The organism is Rhodococcoides kyotonense (assembly GCF_001645385.1).
GTDB classification, from domain to species: domain Bacteria; phylum Actinomycetota; class Actinomycetes; order Mycobacteriales; family Mycobacteriaceae; genus Rhodococcoides; species Rhodococcoides kyotonensis_B.
Genome location: NZ_LVHI01000037.1, coordinates 1 through 21,226, shown reverse-complemented (window position 1 = coordinate 21,226; position 21,226 = coordinate 1). Strand labels below are relative to the sequence as shown.

13 protein-coding genes and 2 rRNA genes are annotated in these 21,226 nt (G+C 61.2%); 12 read left to right on the top strand and 3 right to left on the bottom strand.

Translation table 11 applies throughout. The annotated features are described in order from the left end of the window. Nucleotide 1 precedes the first annotated feature (1 nt). Nucleotides 2-685 (top strand): TerD family protein, encoded by a 684-nt coding sequence (locus A3K89_RS20910; protein ID WP_068430154.1) that lies wholly within the window; start codon nucleotides 2-4, stop codon nucleotides 683-685. Nucleotides 686-783: 98 nt separating this feature from the next. Continuing rightward, on the top strand, nucleotides 784-1,779 hold the full coding sequence (locus A3K89_RS20905; RefSeq protein WP_068430151.1) for an MBL fold metallo-hydrolase: 996 nt from the start codon (nucleotides 784-786) through the stop codon (nucleotides 1,777-1,779). On the opposite strand, the gene A3K89_RS20900 is transcribed toward A3K89_RS20905, so the two are convergent. Continuing rightward, entirely contained in the window at nucleotides 1,737-2,819 is a 1,083-nt protein-coding gene (locus tag A3K89_RS20900; RefSeq protein WP_068430549.1) for a DNA polymerase IV, read from the bottom strand. The two genes, A3K89_RS20905 and A3K89_RS20900, sit on opposite strands and share 43 nt — an antisense overlap. Nucleotides 2,820-3,085: 266 nt before the next feature. Between A3K89_RS20900 and A3K89_RS20895 the strand changes: the two genes are divergently transcribed. The 10 genes from A3K89_RS20895 to A3K89_RS20850 all read left to right on the top strand — a co-directional run bounded on the left by A3K89_RS20895 (nucleotide 3,086) and on the right by A3K89_RS20850 (nucleotide 17,172). After that, the gene (locus A3K89_RS20895) at nucleotides 3,086-4,153 is read left to right on the top strand and encodes an endonuclease domain-containing protein (protein ID WP_167674336.1); all 1,068 of its coding nucleotides are present in this window, start codon (nucleotides 3,086-3,088) and stop codon (nucleotides 4,151-4,153) included. A 133-nt stretch (nucleotides 4,154-4,286) separates the two neighbouring features. Next, on the top strand, nucleotides 4,287-4,826 hold the full coding sequence (locus A3K89_RS20890; RefSeq protein WP_254303612.1) for a hypothetical protein: 540 nt from the start codon (nucleotides 4,287-4,289) through the stop codon (nucleotides 4,824-4,826). Further along, the gene (locus A3K89_RS20885; RefSeq protein ID WP_068430543.1) at nucleotides 4,826-7,975 is read left to right on the top strand and encodes a helicase HerA domain-containing protein; all 3,150 of its coding nucleotides are present in this window, start codon (nucleotides 4,826-4,828) and stop codon (nucleotides 7,973-7,975) included. The genes A3K89_RS20890 and A3K89_RS20885 overlap by 1 nt, the downstream gene beginning before the upstream one ends. 67 nt (nucleotides 7,976-8,042) lie before the next feature. Continuing rightward, nucleotides 8,043-8,711, top strand: coding sequence for an SIMPL domain-containing protein (locus A3K89_RS20880; protein WP_068430141.1), 669 nt, complete (start codon nucleotides 8,043-8,045; stop codon nucleotides 8,709-8,711). A gap of 154 nt (nucleotides 8,712-8,865) precedes the next feature. Beyond that, nucleotides 8,866-9,948, top strand: coding sequence for an ABC transporter substrate-binding protein (locus A3K89_RS20875; protein ID WP_068430140.1), 1,083 nt, complete (start codon nucleotides 8,866-8,868; stop codon nucleotides 9,946-9,948). Then, nucleotides 9,945-10,751, top strand: a complete 807-nt coding sequence (locus tag A3K89_RS20870) for an ABC transporter ATP-binding protein (RefSeq protein WP_068430139.1) — start codon at nucleotides 9,945-9,947, stop codon at nucleotides 10,749-10,751. Before A3K89_RS20875 ends, A3K89_RS20870 begins: the two co-directional genes overlap by 4 nt. After that, nucleotides 10,744-11,592: an ABC transporter permease gene (locus A3K89_RS20865; RefSeq protein WP_084423921.1), complete on the top strand. Its 849-nt coding sequence runs from the start codon at nucleotides 10,744-10,746 to the stop codon at nucleotides 11,590-11,592. The genes A3K89_RS20870 and A3K89_RS20865 overlap by 8 nt, the downstream gene beginning before the upstream one ends. A 10-nt stretch (nucleotides 11,593-11,602) precedes the next feature. Further along, nucleotides 11,603-12,925: an LLM class flavin-dependent oxidoreductase gene (locus A3K89_RS20860; RefSeq protein ID WP_068430138.1), complete on the top strand. Its 1,323-nt coding sequence runs from the start codon at nucleotides 11,603-11,605 to the stop codon at nucleotides 12,923-12,925. A gap of 10 nt (nucleotides 12,926-12,935) precedes the next feature. Then, nucleotides 12,936-13,859, top strand: coding sequence for a TauD/TfdA dioxygenase family protein (locus A3K89_RS20855; protein WP_068430136.1), 924 nt, complete (start codon nucleotides 12,936-12,938; stop codon nucleotides 13,857-13,859). A gap of 55 nt (nucleotides 13,860-13,914) precedes the next feature. Further along, nucleotides 13,915-17,172, top strand: coding sequence for a DEAD/DEAH box helicase (locus A3K89_RS20850; RefSeq protein ID WP_068430132.1), 3,258 nt, complete (start codon nucleotides 13,915-13,917; stop codon nucleotides 17,170-17,172). 306 nt (nucleotides 17,173-17,478) lie between these two features. Here A3K89_RS20850 and rrf read toward each other — a convergent pair. Together rrf and A3K89_RS20840 are read right to left on the bottom strand one after the other, a co-directional pair. After that, nucleotides 17,479-17,595 (bottom strand): 5S ribosomal RNA (gene rrf / locus A3K89_RS20845). A 127-nt stretch (nucleotides 17,596-17,722) separates the two neighbouring features. Continuing rightward, a 23S ribosomal RNA gene (locus A3K89_RS20840) occupies nucleotides 17,723-21,184 on the bottom strand. Nucleotides 21,185-21,226 lie beyond the last annotated feature (42 nt).

Sequence of the window (21,226 nt, the reverse complement as noted above, 5' to 3'; positions counted from 1 at the left end):
CATGGCGATCGACAACACCCGCAGACCGTCCGATTCCGGTGCGTCCGGCGTCAACCTCGGCAAGGTGACGCTGTCCAAGGCTGCGCCCACGGTCAGCCTGGCCAAGAAGGGTGAGTCCCAGGGCACCATGCGCGTGAACCTGAACTGGTCGAGCGGGGCGCCGGCGCAACCGAAGAAGCAGGGCTTCTTCGCCAAGCTCGCCGCGGCCGCGAGCGCACCGAGCGCAGTCGATCTCGACCTGGGTTGTCTGTACGAGCTGGCCGACGGGTCGAAAGGCGTCGTTCAGGCCCTCGGCAACAGCTTCGGCTCGGTCCAGGGTCACCCGTTCATCGCTCTCGACGGCGACGACCGATCCGGCAACGTCGCGGGTGGCGAGAACATGCACGTCAACCTGGCGAACCCCGCCCGCTTCAAACGAATACTGATCTTCGCGATGATCTACGAGGGCGCTCCTAACTGGGCTGCCGTCGACGGTGTCGTCACGTTGTTCCCCACCAGCGGACCGCAGGTCGAAGTGCGACTGGATTCAGCCAGCAATGCCGCCCGCATCTGCGCGATCGCACTTCTGCAGAACTCGGGCCAGGGTTTCACCGTCACCCGCGAGGTCAAGTACATCGACGGCGGCCAGGCCGAGCTCGACAAGGCATACGGGTGGGGAATGCGCTGGACGGCGGGGCGTAAATAGAGGTCCGCCCACACCCGGTTGCGTGATCGCGTTCACCGAAGGTCACTATGGATGTACAGAGGATCGATTACGTGAACTAAGCAACAGGGTGGGTGCACATGAGCGACGCGGCAGCAATCGGAGACGGCATCTACCGCATTCCGGTGCCCATCACCGACAACCCCCTCGGCCACACACTCGTCTACGCGATGGAGTCACCGAACGGCTTGATCCTCGTCGACGCCGGATGGGACGACGACAACGCCTGGCACGGCCTTACTTCGGGCCTCGAGGCCATCGGACACTCGGTGACCGACGTGGAAGGCGTCGTCCTGACGCATTTCCACCCCGACCACATCGGGCTGTGCGGCCGGGTGCGCGAGGCGTCGGGCGCGTGGATCGCGATGCACGAGGCGGACCATGCCCAGTTCAAGGGCATGGTCGAACCACGCGACAACGACTGGCTCGAGGCCGAGAAGCAGAACATGATCGCGGCGGGCGCGTCGACGGCTGACCTCGCCGCGTGGCAGAACGTCGCACCCGAGCCGCCGACGGGTCCCGAATCCGCGCCCGATCGAGTACTGGTGGACGGCGAAGCGATCGCACTCGCCGGCCGTGAGCTGCGTGCCGTCTACACCCCCGGCCATACCCCGGGACATGTCTGTTTTCACCTTCCCGCGTCCGATGTCATGTTCACCGGCGATCATGTTCTGCAGAAGACCACCCCACACGTCGGGAACTTCGTGTACCCACTCGAGGAACGCGACGCGTTGGCCGAATTCATGGACTCGCTACGACGGGTGCAGACGATGAACATCACTCGCGGCCTCGGCGCTCACGGACTTGCGATCGACGATGTCGCCGGTCGTGCAGGCGAATTGATCGAACATCACGAGGAACGACTCGACCATCTGTACGACGCGTTCGGCGACGATCGAATCTCCGTCTGGCAGGTCGCCGAACGGATGCAGTGGTACAAGCCGTGGGCCGACATCTCACCGATGGGCAAGGTGATGGCGCTGTCCGAGGCGGCCGCACACCTGCGACACCTGGTGGCGCGCAACCTCGTTCGTCAGGTGCCGGAGACATCGCCTTCGTTGTTCGCGAGGGTCTGATCGACCGGGGTCATCTCCAGTCGGACACCCATCAGGCGCACTTGTCGAGTGTGATCGAAGCGGTCGACGAGGGCGGCGGCGGCGGCGGAGATAACCGCCGGGTCGAACGTCGGTTCTCTCAATGCGGCTGTGGTGGTGTGAGTTTCGAACGGCACGTATCGGACTTTCAGCGTGACACGTACGGCCATGCGGTCGGCTGCCATGATGTCCTCGCGTACTCGCAGAGCCAGCGTCCGCACCTCCTCGGTGACGGCTGACCAGTCGTCGAGATCCTGCTGAAACGTCGTCTCGCGACTGTGCGACCGCGGAATCCACGGTTCCGCGGACACCGGTGACAGGTCGACGCCCCGGCCTTTGGTGCCGATCCACGGCCCCGTCTTCGGACCGAAGGCCGCAGCGAGCACACCGTCGTCGGCCGCTGCCAGCTCCGCGACCGTCGTGATGCCGAGTGTCGCGAGTTTTTTCGCGGTTTTCTTACCTATCCCCCAGAGCGCGTCCGTGCCGCGTTCCCCCATGACTTCGAACCAGTTGTCCTGCGTCAGGGTGTAGATGCCTTGCGGTTTCCCGAAGTCCGTGGCGATCTTCGCCCGGAGCTTGTTGTCGCCGATGCCTACCGAGCAGTGCAGAGCCGCCGCCTCGAAGACCTCATCGTGTACTCGTCGTGCGAACGCGATCGGATCATCGGTCTCGACGCCGAGAAACGCCTCGTCCCAACCCATCACCTCGACGACCACGCCCAGCCCTCGCAGCGTCTCCATCACCACGTTCGACGCGGCCGTGTACGCCTCACCGTCGACCGGAAGAAAAATTGCGTCCGGCAACTTCTTCGCAGCCACACGTAGCGGCATCCCGGAGCCGACGCCGAACGCACGGGCCTCGTACGACGCCGTCGACACCACGCCGCGTTCCGTCGGATCTCCTCTGCCGCCTACGACGACCGGTTTACCCGCGAGCTCCGGATTGCGTAATACCTCGACCGCGGCTATGAACTGATCCAGATCGACATGCAGCACCCACCGTCGGCGCGGGGTGGCGGTCATGAGGACATTCTGCGTCATCGGGGCGATCAGTTCGAGCGAACCGGGTTGGCCGGATGTCCGACGTCCGATCATCCAGTCGAATGAATTCCTCCGGCCCCTACGTCGGATCAGGCAGTTCGAACCGACGTCGTCGAAGATCGCCGCGTGCAGCACTGCGGGGGTCATGCCAAGATGTCCGGGATGTTCGAATTCGGTTCGCTCAACCCCAACGTGGTGGTGCTATGTCCCGTCAGTCCGACAACGGGGACAGCACGACGAGGATTCATATGAAACATCACGACGAGATGCCGTGGTACACCCAGCATTCGCACAATAGGGTGGTCCAATTCCTGGGTGTCGACGCCGCGACATTCACTTCGCAGCTCGACCCGCTGCCTGCCGACGCACCCGCGATCGTTCAGCTTCCGATCGACGAGGCGCAGCCACAGAACCGGCTCGTGAAGTCGATACTCGACCTCCTGGAAAGCGCAGCGCGTCAACTATTCCCTGTGTGGCTGCCGGGCGCCGAGGACTTCGACGGCCCCAACCGTCTCGACGTGCTGGCTGCACGACGTCTTGCGAACGACCTGTCCGAGTCGGCCGGTCACTTCGGCCCGTACGTTGCAGCGCTGGCCGAATCCGCATTGCGCGATCACGTGATCACGCGGACGTTCATTGCCGAAACCAGGGCAGAGGGTGTTCGGCGGTTGCTCGCGTCGGCGTACGAGCGCGACGCGGTCGCTCTGATCCTCGACGTCGATCCACGCGTGCTCGAAGCAGCGCCGAACCAATTCGTCGGCGCGTGCGAATGGCTCGCGCATCACGGAGGGTTCGCCGTCTGGGTAGTCGGTGCGCCGAATCCCGTATCCGACCGCGTCCGCAGCGTCGCCGTTCCGCTGGACAAGGTGCGCCTGCACACCAGGACGGACGCCGAGGACACCGGACCCGTCCGAATTCCTGCACTGGCCGGTCGACCGCATCCTGGCAGCGCGGCCGAGAAGAAGCTCGAACGCGCTCTTGCGCTCTGCGTCTGGGCCACCGGCCGAGAGTGGAATCAACCCTTTCAACCGTCCAGCCTCCACGAACGCATCGTCGTCGACTTGCGTTGGCCCGCCGAGAAATGTGTCGTCGAAGTCGATGGTCCGGAGCACCGCCACGCCGCCAAATTCGCGCGGGACCATCAGCGGGACGTCGTTCTTCAACTTCACGGCTACTCCGTGCTGCGGTTCACCAACGAACAAGTGCTGGACGACGTCATCGCTGTAGTCTCCGCAATCGAGAGCTTCATCGAGAAGAGGCGGCGAGCGATGCTCCCGCGTAGTGCACATATCGAAGGGAAACCCAGTGGCCAGTGACGAATTGACCGGCACAGAGCGATTGATCCTGCTCGTGTTGATGGCCCAAGCCGAGGAAACGTCGAACACGCGGCTGAAGGAACTGGGTCCCGAACTCAAGAAGGACCACAGGGACAGACTGAACCGACTTCGCTTGATCGAGACCGACACCAGCAAGAAGCCGATGGTTCACACACTGACCGACAAGGGCTGGGCCGAGTGTGCACGCGAACTGAAGAGCGGCCCTCCTCCCCGCGCGACCCCGCAGGCAAGGGGTCTCTATACGGTGCTCGCCGGGCTGCAGCGCTACCTGGACAAAGAGGATCTGCGGCTGTCGCACGTCTTCCGCGTCGAAACGCCTAGCGACGAGACGCCGTCCGTCCCAGCATCGGACACGCCTGTTCGGCCCGTCGCGGTGACACCAGCGGCTGAAGTCGACATCGAGGCGGGCGTTCGCAAGGCCTATTCGAACCTCGCCTCGCGTGAGGGCGCATGGGTGACGCTCGCTGACATCCGTTCCGAGCTCGCACATATTCCGAGAGCCAAGCTGGATCGAGAACTCGGCGAGATGAAGAGGTCGGCCGACGTAACTTTCATCGCTCAGGAAAATCAGAAAGAACTCACCGATTCTGTGCGAGGCGCCGCCATTACCATCGCCGGACGACCAGTACACCTGATAGCAATCGAGGGATGATGAAGGATCTCGAACGGAAAGCCCTGAGATCGATTCGACTCAACTGGGCTCCCACTCCGGACGACGTCTGGAAGTCGCAGTCGGAGTTGCACGCTCACTCGCTGCACGACTCTGCGTTGAACTTCATCATGGAAGCTTTCGACGATGCTGACGCCAGCCCCGACGCCAGCCCGATCGGTGTCGCCCTGCGCGGTACCGCAGGCTCGGGAAAGACCCACCTACTCGGTCAGGTACGCGAACGGGTGCAGGCAAGCGGCGGCTACTTCTTCCTGATCGGTCTACTCGATTCGACGACCTTCTGGCAGACCACTCTCGTCGGCATGCTGGATGATCTGACACGCCCCGCCCCTGAACAGGACACACAACTCAAGCTGTTTCTCTGGCGTCTGGCCTCGACTGCACGCGTCTCGCGAGCAGAACGCCGGGCAATCATCGGCGAAGACAAACTGACACCGGAAACGCTCGACAGGTTCGTCGCTGCGGTCCATACCGTGCACACACGTCTGATCAACCAGAGTCAGTCAACTCTACGAGCTCTGGTCCTCTACGCCGCGACCGAACTGAACGTCCTGGACATCGGCAACGCATTCCTGCAGTCGATCGAGGAGGTGGCAGTCGGAAGTCGGGAGAAGTGGGGAATTCAGCAGAGTGTGCTCACTCCCCAACAGGTAGTGCGCGATATTTCGAGGTTGCTCGCGGCAACGGGTCCTGCGGTACTGGCGGTGGATCAGATCGATACCCTTCTGGCGCAGTCACGATCTTCGACGGATGCGCAGGGTACCGCTGACATGTCGGACGACCTCGTGCTGGAGCAGGTCGCGCACGGGTTGATGGCGCTCCGCGAAAATCTCGGACGCACAGCCTCGGTCGTCGCGTGTCTGCCCTCCGTTTGGGAATTGATCCAGTCGCGCGCGACCGCTAGCGTTGCGGACCGCTTTCGAGTCACGCAGACGATCACAGGCCTCGACAAAGGCTCGATTGCAGAAGAGATCCTGGAGAAGCGGTTCACGCCGAAATACACAGCAGCCGGATTCGAGCCTCCGTACCCGACGTGGCCCGTGTCGCGCGCTGCCTTCGCGACCGCTGAGGGGATCACTCCTCGGCAACTGATGATCAACGTAGACAAACACATTCGGCGTTGCCTGGAGACCGGCGAGGTCGTCGAGATGACGAATTTGGTTGGCGACCAGGTAACGCTGCCGCCACCCGATGACAACGAATCGGAACTGAAACTACTCGACGAACGCTACGAGGAGTTTCGCAAGTCCGCGGTCACCAATCTGCCCACGAGCCCGAAGTTCGAGGACAAACTCGTACCACCGCTTCTGCACGCAGGCCTGACGTCCTGGATCAAGGAACTAGGGGACATCGGCGACGCGTTCAGTCTCGACAATCTCCCGAGCGCCAAGCCTGCGCTGCACGCCCGACTTCGGCAGAAGTTGGATCCCGCGACAGAAGACGAGCAGCATTGGGCATTCCGTGCGATCGCGTCGGAGAACGCTGTGGCAGTGCTGAACAGACTGCGTGCAGCGTGCACCACGGCGGGACTGCACACGGGAATCTCACGCCGGCGCCTGTTCATCGTGCGCAACGCCGCATGGTCGTCGGGCCCCAAAACGGCGCAGGCAGTCAACGACTTCGAGCAAGCGGGCGGTCGAACCCTGTCGATCTCCGAAGAGGATCTCGCGTCACTGTCGGCCCTGAAAGACATGGTCGACGAGGCGTCACCCTTACTCGACTCGTGGTTGGCCACCCGTCGCCCCGCGCACGACATCAAGGTCCTCGTCGACGCGATCGACGACTCCCCGGCGACCGGCTCCGGCCTGTTCCCTATCGATGACACCGGCTCGACGGACGAAAATGGCGGCGAGGCGTCGCCGGAGGCGGAGACACCAGTGGAGATCGACCCGCGCATGGTCCCGTTGGGCGCGAAGCTGGACCGGAACGGGCATCTTGGAATCGACCTCGAAGCCCTACGCAAACACACCGCGATCTTCGCCGGATCCGGTTCGGGCAAAACAGTTCTCATCAGGCGGTTGGTCGAGGAATGCGCACTTCGCGGCGTGTCCGCAATCGTGTTGGATCCCAACAACGACCTTGCACGTCTCGGTATCGCGTGGCCGACGCCTCCCCCTCACTGGGACAGTGCCGAGGTCAGCCGGGCCGCCGAATACCATCGGAACACAGAGGTGATCGTGTGGACGCCTCGTCGTTCCGCTGGACGTCCGATCAGCTTCCAACCTCTGCCGGACTTCGCAAGCGTGAAGGACTTCCCGGACGAGTTCGCGGAGGCACTGGACTCAGCCGTCGCAACACTCGCGCCGCGGGCACTTGTTTCCGGCAAGACATCGAAGGCGATGCAGGCGAAAGCTGTTCTGAAGCAAGCGTTGGAACATTTCGGCCAGAACTCGGGCAGCAACCTTGTGCAGTTCATCGATCTTCTCTCCGAATTACCCGATTACATAAGCGATCTGGAGAACTCGGAGAAGATCGCTGCAGATATTGCACAGAATCTGCGGGCGTCGATGGTCAACGACCCGATGTTCGGCGGCGAAGGTACGCCCATGGATCCAGGCCTGCTGCTGACTCCGTCGCCCGACAAGCGTGCGCGCATCTCGGTGATCAGCATGGTCGGCCTCCCGTCCGACGAGCAGCGTCAGAGCTTCGTGAACCAGTTACAGATGGCACTCTTCGCGTGGATCAAGAAGAACCCCGCCGGTGAGAAGCCGCTGGGCGGTCTGTTCGTGATGGACGAGGCGCAGACCCTGGCTCCATCCGGGGCTTTGACGGCATGCACGCAAAGCACTTTGGCACTTGCCTCGCAGGCCCGAAAGTACGGACTGGGGTTGGTCTTCGCCACACAAGCCCCCAAGGGCCTGAACAACCGGATTCCGGGTAACGCCGCCACCCAGTTCTTCGGATTCTTGAACAGTCCGGTGCAGATCGATGCCGCACAGGAAATGGCACGCGCGAAGGGCAGTTCGGCGACCGATATCGGAAGGCTCAAGACGGGACAGTTCTACGCCGCGGTCGAGGGCGAAGGATTCAACAAGATTCAAGCCCCACTTTGCCTGAGCTACCACCCCAAGAGTCCGCTGACCACCGAGGAAGTCATCGATCTGGCCCACAAGCCGATACCCGGACGCTGAATGCACGGGTGGTGATCGGCGCGCGAACATCCGACCACCGGTCACCACCTGTGCCACACTCGAACGCATGGACTCGCATCCACTCGAGATCACGGTCGTCGGGCGAGGTCAGGCGACGTTCACGCCGGAACGTTGCACGGTATCGCTCGTCGTCAGGACCGACGGCCGTTCCGCCGAGGCAGCGGCCGAGCCGGCCCACCGGCTGGTGAAAGACCTGACAGGACTGATCGACCCGCTGTTCAACGAGACGTCGGGTCCCATCGACACATGGGCGCTCGATCAAGTGCGCCATTCGCGCAGGCGCCCGTTCAACCAGGACGGCGAGCAGCTTCCCTACGTCTATCAGGCAGTCGCAACGATCGAAGTGCAGTTCAGTCAGATCGACGTCATCGATGCGTTCGTCTACGCAGTATCGGCGCTCGACGGCGTCGACGTCGGTCGTTTCGACTGGGCTCTGACCGAACAGAGCGCGTTGGAGAAGACCCGCTTCGTCCGCACCCTCGCGGTGCAGGATGCCGTCGAGAAGGCGGAAGTGTATGCGCAGAGCGTCGGGCGCACCGCCATCACCGCACTGGCGATCGCCGATCCTGGACTTCTCGGTGTAGCGGCCGCCACCCACTCCGACTACGCACTTGCGTCGCGCGCTTATGTGGGCGGGGCGGACGACGGGTTCGAGTTGAAGCCGCAGGACATCGTCATTCACGCCGAGGTACACGCCCGCTTCTCCGCGAGCTGAGGCCTGCGCGACGGCTCTGCGCCGTTGCGCCGTCGCATGCGTTCGACGCACGGCCGCCCACGACCATGACGGAACGGTGGCCGTCACGACACCCTTCGACTCGAGCTGATTCTGACTCTGGACCGGTACCGAACGCATCCGTACCTTCGTCACAATGTCGGGAAACACGCTGTATCGCAGACTGATCCGCACACTCGCCGCGGTCAGCGCTTTGTTGATGTCTGTATCACTGGCCACAAGCTGTGCGGGCTCGTCCGAACCGGAGAAGACGCCCGACGGCCGAACCGTCCTGCGGTATCAGGGATCGACCGGACAGGTCACGTTTCCCGAACTCGCCGAGAACCTCGGTTATTTCGACCGGATAGCGCTCAACTGGGTAGGTGACACCACCAGCGGACCGCAGGACATCCAGTCCGCCGCGACAGGTGACACCGAGTTCGGCGGCGCGTTCAACGGTGCAATCGTCAAACTCGCGGCCGCGAATTCTCCTATCCAATCGGTACTTTCGTATTACGGTGCCGACAAGGAGACGTTCAACGGATTCTATGTTCTCGACGGCAGCCCGATCCGGACGGCACGAGATCTCATCGGCAAGAAAGTCGCGATGAACACACTCGGCGCGCACGCTGAGTTCGTCATCAGAGAATGGCTGGCACAGCAGGGACTGTCGAAAGACGAGATAGCACAGGTCGAATTGACTGTCGTGCCGCCGGTGAACACCGAACAAGCACTACGGCAAGGCCAGATCGACGTCGGAACCCTCGGATCGGTCTTCCGACAGACCGCCGTCCAACGAGGTGGTTTGCGCGAACTCTTCACCGACGAATCCCTGTACGGAACCTTCTCGTACGGAACCTACGTTCTGAGGAAGGATTTCATCGCCAAGAACAAGGACGACGTCGCTGACTTCGTCCAAGGTGTCGCCCGCGCGATCCGATGGACACAGACCGTCCCGCGCGACGAGGTGATTGCATGCTACAAGGCCATCATCACCGATCGGGGACGCAACGAAAACCCCGATCTGGTCGATTACTGGCGCAGCTCGAGTGTCGCGCCGGGCGGCGTGATCGCCGACAAGGAGTTCCAGATCTGGATCGACTGGCTGAAGCGCAACGAGGACCTCGGCGACGACATCCAACCGTCCGATATCTACACCAACGAATTCAATCCGTATTCGAACGGCACCTACCCACCGAACAGCGACTCCGACGGTCGGGCGTTGCAGGAGGCGAAATGAGCATTCCGAAACTGACTTTGGACGGCGTCACCAAGCAATTCGACGCTCGTGGCGAACACGACAAGTTCACGGCAATCGACGACATCACTCTCGACGTCGCGCCAGGCGAATTCCTCGTTCTGGTCGGGCCGAGCGGTTGCGGCAAATCGACCTTGCTGGACCTTCTCGGCGGCCTCAGCGATCCGACGCGTGGACAGATTCTGCTCGACGGCAATCCGATCCACGGGCCCGGCCTCGATCGCGGCATCGTCTTCCAACAGTACGCGCTACTCCCCTGGCGTACCGCGAGACACAACATCGAATTCGGTCTGGAAGCAAAGGGACTACCGAAGAACGAGCGCCGCGCCGTCGCGCAGCGTTACCTCGAACTCGTGGGTCTCGACGCCTTTGCCGACCGCTATCCACACGAGTTGTCCGGCGGCATGAAGCAACGCGTCGCAATCGCACGCAGCCTCGCGTTCGATCCCGAAGTCCTCCTGATGGACGAGCCGTTCGCCGCGCTCGACGCCCAGACGCGCGAATCGCTGCAGGACGAACTGCTCCGCATATGGAAGGCAACCGGCAAAACGATCGTCTTCATCACGCATGGCATCGACGAGGCAATCTACCTGGGCCAACGCGTCGCCGTTCTGACGTCACGGCCAGGCCGAATCAAAACCGTCGTCGACGTCGCCATCGACCGTACGGTCGACGACGTCCGTTCCGACGCGCAGTTCCGATCGTTGCGCCACCACATCTGGACGCTGCTTCACGGTGAAGTCGAGCGTGCACAGTCCGTCGAACTCGAGGTGTCCCATGGTTGATCTCAAGCCCACGCCGACGAAAGTCGTTCGTACAGAGCCGATTGCCGCAGAGTCGGCTGTGCCGTCATTGCATCGACAGGGCGCGTCGGTGGTGTGGCGCATCGTCAAGCCGTTGATCGCCATCGCGGCCTTTCTGGCCCTGTGGGAGCTCGCACCCCGATTCGGCCTCGTCGACGAGGTCTTTCTTCCGCCCTTCTCGGTCGTCGCCGAAGCGTTCGTCGAACTCGTCGTCAACGGGCAACTGTGGGAACATCTGTCCGCCAGTTTGTCTCGTGCGCTGACAGGTTTCGCCATTGCCATCCTCGTGGCCGTTCCTCTCGGCGTCGCGATCGCGTGGTACAAACCCGTGGCCGAGTTCCTCGGCCCGATCCTCGAACTGTTCAGAAACACAGCGGCGCTGGCTCTCTTGCCGGTGTTCATTCTGATCCTGGGTATCGGTGAGACTTCGAAGATCTCACTCGTTCTGTACGCCAGCACATTCCCGATTCTGCTCAACACCATCTCGGGTGTGCGCACCGTCGACCCGTTGCTCATCAAATCGGCTCGGTCGCTGGGTTTCTCACCGCTGAGGCTGTTCCAGAAGGTCGTGTTGCCCGCAGCGGTACCGACGATCTTCACCGGGGTCCGGATGGCAGCCGCGTCGTCGATCCTCGTTCTGATCGCCGCCGAGATGGTCGGCGCAAAAGCGGGTCTGGGGTACCTGATCACAGCGTCGCAGCTGAACTTCCAGATCCCGAACATGTATGCCGGCATCCTCGCGATCTCACTCGTCGGACTGACGTTCAACGGTCTCATCGTCGCCGTCGAGCGGCGCATCTCGCGCTGGCGCCCGACTCACTGAAAGGGAAGTCATGACCGAACGAAAACAGCTTCACCTCAATGCATTTCTGATGGGTGTCGGGCATCACGAAGCCGCGTGGCGCCACCCTCGTACCGACGCACACAAGGTGCTCGACGTCGAACATTTCCAAGACCTCGCGCGGTTGGCCGAGCGCGGTAAGCTCGATTCGGTGTTCTTCGCCGACAACCTCGCTACTGGGCCTCGGGTGAAGAACAACGCACCGGCGATCTTCGAGCCGATCACGTTGCTGACGGCGATGGCCACCGTGACGAGTCATGTCGGACTGATCGCGACGGCATCGACCGGTTACAACGAACCTTTCACTCTCGCTCGCAAGTTCACGTCGCTCGACCACATCAGTGGCGGACGCGCCGGTTGGAACATCGTCACCTCGGGAGGCGTCGACGAAGCAGCCAACTTCGGCTACGACGAAGTCCCCGATCACGCGGGGCGTTATGATCGCGCAGCCGAATTCGTAGACGTGGCAACGGCACTGTGGAACAGTTGGGAACCGGATGCGTTGGTGCTCGACGAGGAAACCGGCACCTTCGCCGACGCCGACAAGGTCCGGACGATCGACCACGTCGGCGATCGATTCGCAGTCCGTGGCCCGCTGAATTCCCCTCGGTCCGTTCAGGGTCGACCTCTGCTGGTGCAGGCCGGCTCGTCGGAGAGCGGAAAGAACTTCGCTGCGCGGTATGCCGAAGCCGTCTTCACGGCACAACGGACGCTGGTCGAAGGTCAGCAGTTCTACAGTGACCTTAAAGCCCGATTGGCCTCGTACGGCCGCGGGGCCGACGACCTGAAGGTGCTCCCCGGCATCGTCCCGTACCTCGCGTCGACGGAGGCCGAAGCACGTGCGCTCGAGGCCGAGTTCACCGATCTCATATCGCCGGAATACTCTCTGCGACAGCTGTCGTGGATGCTCGGTACCGATCTCAGCGCCCATTCCCTCGACGAACCGCTGCCGACGCTGCCCCCGATCGAGAACATCCGCGGCAACAAGAGCCGCTACCAACTCGTGAAGAACCTGGCCGAATCAGGGAACCTCACCGTCCGTCAGTTGATCGGGCTTCTGGGTGGCGGACGCGGCCACCGCACGTTCACAGGAACACCGGAGCAGCTGGCCGACGAGTTGGAACTGTGGTTCGACGGCGGAGCGGCGGACGGATTCAACATCATGCCACCGTTCCTGCCCGGCGGCCTCGAGCTCTTCGTCGACCACGTCGTGCCGATTCTGCAGCGCAGGGGGCTGTTCCGCACCGATTACACCGAAAAGACACTCCGAGGTCATTACGGTCTCACTCCGCTCGCGTCTCCGACGTCCGTCTGAAAGGGATTACATGTCAACCACGTTCGCGATACCGACCACCGAGCAGGTCCAGGTCGTCAAACTCGGACAACACATCGGAGCCCGAATCGACGGTGTCGCCCTCGGGGCCGACCTCGACGCGTCGACCATCGATCTCGTTCAGCACGCTCTCGCCGAGCACAAGGTCGTCTTCTTTCGCGGCCAGCATCACCTCGACGACGAATCGCAACACGCATTCGCCGAACTTCTCGGTACGCCCACCACCCCGCACCCGACGGTCACGTCCCGCGGCGTCAAGACGCTCGCCATCGACTCGGAGTACGGCAAAGCCAACAGCTGGCACTCGGACGTCACCTTCGTCGATCGCATCCCGAAAGCGTCGATTCTGCGTGCGGTCTCACTCCCGGACTATGGCGGGACGACGACGTGGGCCTCCACGACGGCTGCCTACAACGCCCTTCCGGATTCGCTGAAGGCGCTCGCCGAGAACCTGTGGGCAGTGCACAGCAACGTGTACGACTACGCCGCAACATCGGCCTCACGGATCGCCGACGAGAAGACCACCGAGTACCGCAAGGAGTTCCAGTCGACGTACTACGAGACGGAGCACCCCGTCGTACGGGTCCATCCCGTCACCGGCGAGAAGACGCTCCTGCTCGGGCATTTCGTCAAGAACTTCGTCGGGCTGGGCACCGCGGAGTCACGAGCGATCTTCGACGTTCTTCAGGCGCGTATCACCGAACTGGAGCACACCACGCGGTGGTCGTGGCAGCTCGGCGACGTGGCGATCTGGGACAACCGCGCAACGCAGCACTATGCCGTCGCGGACTACGACGACCAGTACCGACGCCTGGAACGGATCACGCTGGCCGGAGATGTTCCTGTCAGCGTCCGTGGAGAACGCAGCCGTGTGATCGAAGGGGACGCGTCGCATTACTCGATCATCGAGGACTGAAACAGCGGGTCCCTCGACCCGAATCTGTCGGTGGGTAGTTCTATCTTCTGCGGCCATGACGATCCCAGCGATGGACGACCTCGACTTCGACGCTCTCGAAGTTCGCTTCGGCAGCGCAGTATTTGCACGCGGAACCCAGTACTTCGACGAAGGCCGAGTCGGGTACGTCGAATGGAACGAAGCGGCTTCGACGCTGACAGCATCGGTGCGTGGCAATCGCGTGACGCCGTACGCGACGTCGATATCGGTGGGCATCGAAGCGGGTCGCATGTGCAGCGTCGACTACGGTCGGTGCAACTGCCCCGTCGTCTTCAACTGCAAGCACATCGTCGCGACGCTCCTTCAAGCACGCGCCGACGGTCGAACGACCGCGAAAGCCACGCACGGACTTCCGATGGTCGGCCACTGGTCGCAGGCGCTGGCCCCGATTCGTCGCGTCGGAGAAGAACGTCGGCAACGCGGATTCGGGCTCCAATTGGGAGTACGGCCGTCGAGCGGGCGATCCGATGCAGTCGGATTGTTCGCTCGGCCGGTTCGTTTCGACAGTCGCGGAGCGTGGTTCACCAGAGGTGTCTCGTGGTCGTCACTGTCCGCGACCTCCGACCATCGGCTCGAACGACAGAGCGAGATTCTGCGAGAGTTGCACGCGCTGTCCAGAGTCCGTGCGCACGTCGTGATCCGGCATTTCTACGAGGCTCACGACGCGTCACTCGTCGATCTGTCCGAGGTACCGGGCCGCATGTTGTGGAGTCTGCTCGACGAGGCACGCGATGCCGGTGTCACGTTGGTCCATACCCGGCGCGAACTCGGGGAGATTCCCTGGCCGGGGACCGCGGCGTTCGTCGTCGACATCACGGGCGACGACATCGGCACCCTCACACTCCAGGGACGCGTCACCGTCGACGACGAGACCATTCCGTCCGAGAGACGACGGTTCGTCGGTTCCGACAACGCGGGGATCGTCTATTGGGATGCTGGATCCGATTACACCACCCACGGCTTTCGCCTGGCTGCTCTCACCCAGTCCGTTCCTGCGGCACTGAGGCGAGTGTCGAATTCGTCTCTGCCCCTGACCATTCCGGTAGCCGACCGCACCGACTTCGCGGTGAACTACCTTCCAGCGCTCGAACGCGACAGTACGATCGTTTCCTCGGACGCGTCGTACACCCCACCGGTATTTGCCGGTCCAGACCTGCACATCACTGTCACCCACATCGGCGGTAGCCGGCTGACCATCAGCGCACTGTGGCGTTACTACCTGGACGACCGCGAGTTCGACTATGCCGCCGACGTACTCGGCGCCGGCGACGGCCTTCGAGACGCGGCATCGGAAATTGCATTGCTACGGTCCGTGCTCGATCTGATCGGTAGGAACGATTCGAGTCCGGGTTCGTTCACGCCGTTCACCGTCGCAGACACCGAGGCCGCGCTCTTCGTGGTCGACGTCCTGCCGCAGCTCGATGGCTACGACAACGTGCACGTGTCGACGATCGGTGACGTTCCCGACTTCGAGGACGTGAGCGACGACGTCGGAGTGGCCGTGTCGACCGAAGCGCTGACCAACGACAACGATTGGTTCGACCTCGGAGTCGTCGTCACCGTCGACGGGACCGATATCGCGTTCGCGAGTGTCCTCACCGCGATCACGCGCGGCGCCACACACATGCTCTTGGACGACGGCCGATTCTTTTCCCTCGCCCGGCCATCGCTCGAGAAGCTGCGTCGGCTCGTCCAGGAGGCGCGTGACCTGCAAGACGATCCCGAAGGGCCATTGCGGATCAGCCGATATCAAGCATCGCTGTGGGAGGAGCTCGCCGAAATCGGTGAGGTGACGCGTCAGGCCGACGCGTGGCGCCGGCAAGTCGCCGCTCTGCTACAGCTCGACTCGGTCCCGCCTCGAGACCCGCCCCCAGGTCTCGACGCCGTCCTTCGTCCCTATCAGGTCGACGGCTACTCCTGGCTGTCGTTTCTGTGGACCCACGGTCTCGGGGGCATCCTCGCCGACGACATGGGACTCGGAAAGACGGTGCAGACACTTGCCATGATCGTCGACGCCAAGGAGAAGGGTGCGTTGACGGCACCGCTGGTCATCGTGGCGCCGACAAGCGTCGTACACAACTGGGCACGGGAAGCAGCAAAGTTCGCGCCCTGCCTCACCGTGGCGACGGTCGCAGAGACTCGAGCACGACGACGATTCTACGTCGCCGAGATCGCGGCAAGCGTCGATGTCGTAGTCACGTCGTATACGGTGTTTCGACTCGATTTCGACGACTTCGACGCTGTCGCTTGGTCCGGACTCGTCCTCGACGAGGCGCAGTACGTGAAGAACCACAAGGGCAAGACCTACCACTGCGCACGACGGCTCTCGGCGAACTTCAAACTCGCCATCACCGGAACTCCTATGGAAAACAACCTCATGGAGCTGTGGGCGCTGTTGTCGATCACCGCACCCGGATTGTTCCCGTCACCGAACCGCTTCATCGAGCACTGCCGAACACCGATCGAGAGGAGCGGCAACGTCGACGTTCTGAACACTCTCAGGCGGCGTATCAAGCCTCTCGTCCTCAGACGGACGAAAGAAATTGTCGCTCAGGACCTTCCGCCGAAGCAGGAACAGATCATCGACGTCGACCTTCATCCCCGCCATCGCAAGGTGTACGAGACACGACTCGCCAGGGAGCGGCAGAAGATACTCGGTTTGCTCGACGACTTCGAGCGTAACCGCGTCATCATTCTGCGTTCGCTGACCATTCTGCGGCAGTTGAGCCTCGACGCATCCCTCGTCGACGACACGCATGCCGACATCCCCAGCGCCAAGATCGACGAGTTGGTCACCCAGCTGCGCGACGTCGTCGACGGCGGTCACCGCGCGCTCGTCTTCAGCCAGTTCACCCGTTTCCTCGGGCGTATCCGAGAAAGGTTGGAGGATGAAGGAATCGAACTGGTCTACCTCGACGGAACGACCCGCAACAGGGCCGACGTCGTCGAACGCTTCACATCAGGAGACGCTCCAGTCTTCCTGATCAGTCTCAAGGCCGGTGGGGTCGGATTGACGCTCACCGAGGCCGACTACTGCTTCATCATGGATCCGTGGTGGAACCCCGCCACCGAGGCGCAAGCAGTGGACCGAGCTCACCGAATCGGCCAGACCCGAACGGTATTCGTCAATCGATACGTCGCGCGAAACACGATCGAAGAAAAGGTCATGGATCTGAAGGAGCGGAAAGCGAAGCTCTCCGCCAGCGTCCTGGACGACGGCGGCGCGTTCTCCGGGAGTCTCAGCGCGGACGATATCCGCGGGCTGTTCGAGTGAATCAGCTTGCGCATGGATGGTCCGTGGCAGCGGGTAGACGGGGTGGGTGGTTCATTCATGCTGTTAGCCGGCGGGGTGTTCGCGTGAATGGCGCATTCATACGATCTGTCAGCGTGGATGGTTCATTGATGCCGTTCGCCGGCAGGTTTTGTGTTTGGGTGTGGAATGCAGAACACCCCGCAACCGTGGGTTGCGGGGTGTTCTGTGATGTTGTGCACGGCGGTGTCCTACTCTCCCACACCCTGTCGGGTGCAGTACCATCGGCGCTGGAGGGCTTAGCTTCCGGGTTCGGAATGGGACCGGGATGCACGGCGGTGTCCTACTCTCCCACACCCTGTCGGGTGCAGTACCATCGGCGCTGGAGGGCTTAGCTTCCGGGTTCGGAATGGGACCGGGCGTTTCCCCTCCGCTATGGCCGCCGTAACTCTGTGAAACAGTCACACACGGAACACAACAGGGAACTCGACWGTGTCGAGGGTGTTGGTTCATTCAGTTATCGTGKTGAAACGTGTGTTGTTTCAGATATTGCACAGTGGACGCGTAGCTTCTTTGTGGTAAGTCCTCGGCCTATTAGTACCAGTCACCTGCATCGGTTACCCGACTTCCAGTTCTGGCCTATCAACCCGGTGGTCTGCCGGGGGCCTTACCCCCCCAAAGGGGGTGAGAAACCTCATCTTGGAACAGGCTTCCCGCTTAGATGCTTTCAGCGGTTATCCCTTCCGAACGTAGCTAACCAGCGGTGCTCCTGGTGGAACAACTGGCACACCAGAGGTTCGTCCGTCCCGGTCCTCTCGTACTAGGGACAGCCTTCCTCAAGTTTCTGACGCGCGCGGCGGATAGAGACCGAACTGTCTCACGACGTTCTAAACCCAGCTCGCGTGCCGCTTTAATGGGCGAACAGCCCAACCCTTGGGACCTACTCCAGCCCCAGGATGCGACGAGCCGACATCGAGGTGCCAAACCATCCCGTCGATATGGACTCTTGGGGAAGATCAGCCTGTTATCCCCGGGGTACCTTTTATCCGTTGAGCGACACCGCTTCCACATGCCGGTGCCGGATCACTAGTCCCGACTTTCGTCCCTGCTCGACCTGTCAGTCTCACAGTCAAGCTCCCTTGTGCACTTGCACTCGACACCTGATTGCCAACCAGGCTGAGGGAACCTTTGGGCGCCTCCGTTACATTTTGGGAGGCAACCGCCCCAGTTAAACTACCCACCAGGCACTGTCCCTGAACCAGATCATGGTCCGAGGTTGAGGTATCCAATACGATCAGAGTGGTATTTCAACAACGACTCCACAGTAACTGGCGTCACCGCTTCACAGTCTCCCACCTATCCTACACAAACCGAACCGAACACCAATACCAAGCTATAGTGAAGGTCCCGGGGTCTTTTCGTCCTGCCGCGCGTAACGAGCATCTTTACTCGTAATGCAATTTCGCCGAGTCTATGGTTGAGACAGCTGAGAAGTCGTTACGCCATTCGTGCAGGTCGGAACTTACCCGACAAGGAATTTCGCTACCTTAGGATGGTTATAGTTACCACCGCCGTTTACTGGGGCTTAAATTCTCAGCTTCACCACCACRAGGGCAGTTAACCGGTCCTCTTAACCTTCCAGCACCGGGCAGGCGTCAGTCCGTATACATCGTCTTACGACTTCGCACGGACCTGTGTTTTTAGTAAACAGTCGCTTCTCACTGGTCTCTGCGACCCCACCCAGCTCACGGAGCAAGTCCGATCACCGRGCGTGGTCCCCCTTCTCCCGAAGTTACGGGGGCATTTTGCCGAGTTCCTTAACCATAGTTATCTCGATCGCCTCAGTATTCTCTACCTGACCACCTGTGTCGGTTTGGGGTACGGGCCGTGTGAAAGCTCGCTAGAGGCTTTTCTCGGCAGCATAGGATCACTGAATTCGCCTCAATCGGCTACGCATCACCTCTCAGGCTATRTGAACGGCGGATTTGCCTACCGTTCGCCCTACAGGCTTACACCAGTATTACCACTGACTGGCTCAGCTACCTTCCTGCGTCACCCCATCGCTTGGCTACTACCAGATCAGGTCCCACGCATCCACCCAACGCATCACTCTCGAAAGAGATCCGTCATCGGGATTCAGGGCGGTTAGTATCACTGATTCACCAGGGGCGCGTTCACACGGGTACGGGAATATCAACCCGTTGTCCATCGGCTACGCCTGTCGGCCTCGTCTTAGGTCCCGACTCACCCTGGGCGGATTAACCTGGCCCAGGAACCCTTGGTCATTCGGCGGACGAGTTTCTCACTCGTCTTTCGCTACTCATGCCTGCATTCTCACTCGCACAGCCTCCACACCTAGGTCACCCCGGCGCTTCCACGGCTGCACGACGCTCCCCTACCCACCCACACACCTGGCACCATCCCCGTGGGAACAGTGCGGGCTATTGTGTGAGTGCCGCAGCTTCGGTGGTGTACTTGAGCCCCGCTACATTGTCGGCGCAGGATCACTTGACCAGTGAGCTATTACGCACTCTTTCAAGGGTGGCTGCTTCTAAGCCAACCTCCTGGTTGTCTTCGCGACCCCACATCCTTTTCCACTTAGTACACGCTTAGGGACCTTAGCTGGCGATCTGGGCTGTTTCCCTCTCGACTACGAACCTTATCGCCCGCAGTCTCACTGCCACGCTCTCACTCATCGGCATTCGGAGTTTGGCTGATTTCGGTAAGCCGGTAAGCCCCCTAGACCATCCAGTAGCTCTACCTCCGACGAGAAACACGTGACGCTGCACCTAAATGCATTTCGGGGAGAACCAGCTATCACGGAGTTTGATTGGCCTTTCACCCCTACCCACAACTCATCCCCTCAGTTTTCAACCTAAGTGGGTTCGGTCCTCCACGACGTCTTACCGTCGCTTCAACCTGGCCATGGGTAGATCACTCCGCTTCGGGTCTAGAACACGCCACTACACACGGAGTTTGATTGGCCTTTCACCCCTACCCACAACTCATCCCCTCAGTTTTCAACCTAAGTGGGTTCGGTCCTCCACGACGTCTTACCGTCGCTTCAACCTGGCCATGGGTAGATCACTCCGCTTCGGGTCTAGAACACGCCACTACACACCCGAAGGTGATACGCCCTATTCGGACTCGCTTTCGCTACGGCTACCCCACACGGGTTAACCTCGCGACATGCCACTAACTCGCAGGCTCATTCTTCAAAAGGCACGCCATCACCCACAACAGTAAACTGTTCGCAGGCTCTGACGGATTGTAAGCGCACGGTTTCAGGTACTATTTCACTCCCCTCCCGGGGTACTTTTCACCTTTCCCTCACGGTACTAGTCCGCTATCGGTCACCAGGGAGTATTCAGGCTTATCGGGTGGTCCCGACAGATTCACATTCGCAGGCTCTGACGGATTGTAAGCGCACGGTTTCAGGTACTATTTCACTCCCCTCCCGGGGTACTTTTCACCTTTCCCTCACGGTACTAGTCCGCTATCGGTCACCAGGGAGTATTCAGGCTTATCGGGTGGTCCCGACAGATTCACAGCAGATTTCACGGGCCCGCTGCTACTTGGGCATCCACACTCGACAGTCACAATGTTTTCGTCTACGGGACTCTCACCCTCTACGACAGGCCGTTCCAGACCACTTCGACTAACACCATGATTTWTCACTGTCGGACAGTCCGGCAGAACCATCACATGCAAACCCCACAACCCTCCATACGCAACCCCTGCCGGGTATCACACGCACAAAGTTTGGCCTCCTCCGCTTTCGCTCGCCACTACTCACGGAATCACAATTGTTTTCTCTTCCTGTGGGTACTGAGATGTTTCACTTCCCCACGTTCCCTCCACACACCCTATATATTCAGGTGCAGGTAACACGACATCACTCGTGCTGGGTTTCCCCATTCGGACACCCTCGGATCACAGCTCGGTTGACAGCTCCCCGAGGCTTATCGCAGCCTCCTACGTCCTTCATCGGCTCCTGGTGCCAAGGCATCCACCGTACGCTCTAAATTACTTACAACAAAGATGCTCGCGTCCACTGTGCAATTCTCAAACAACACAC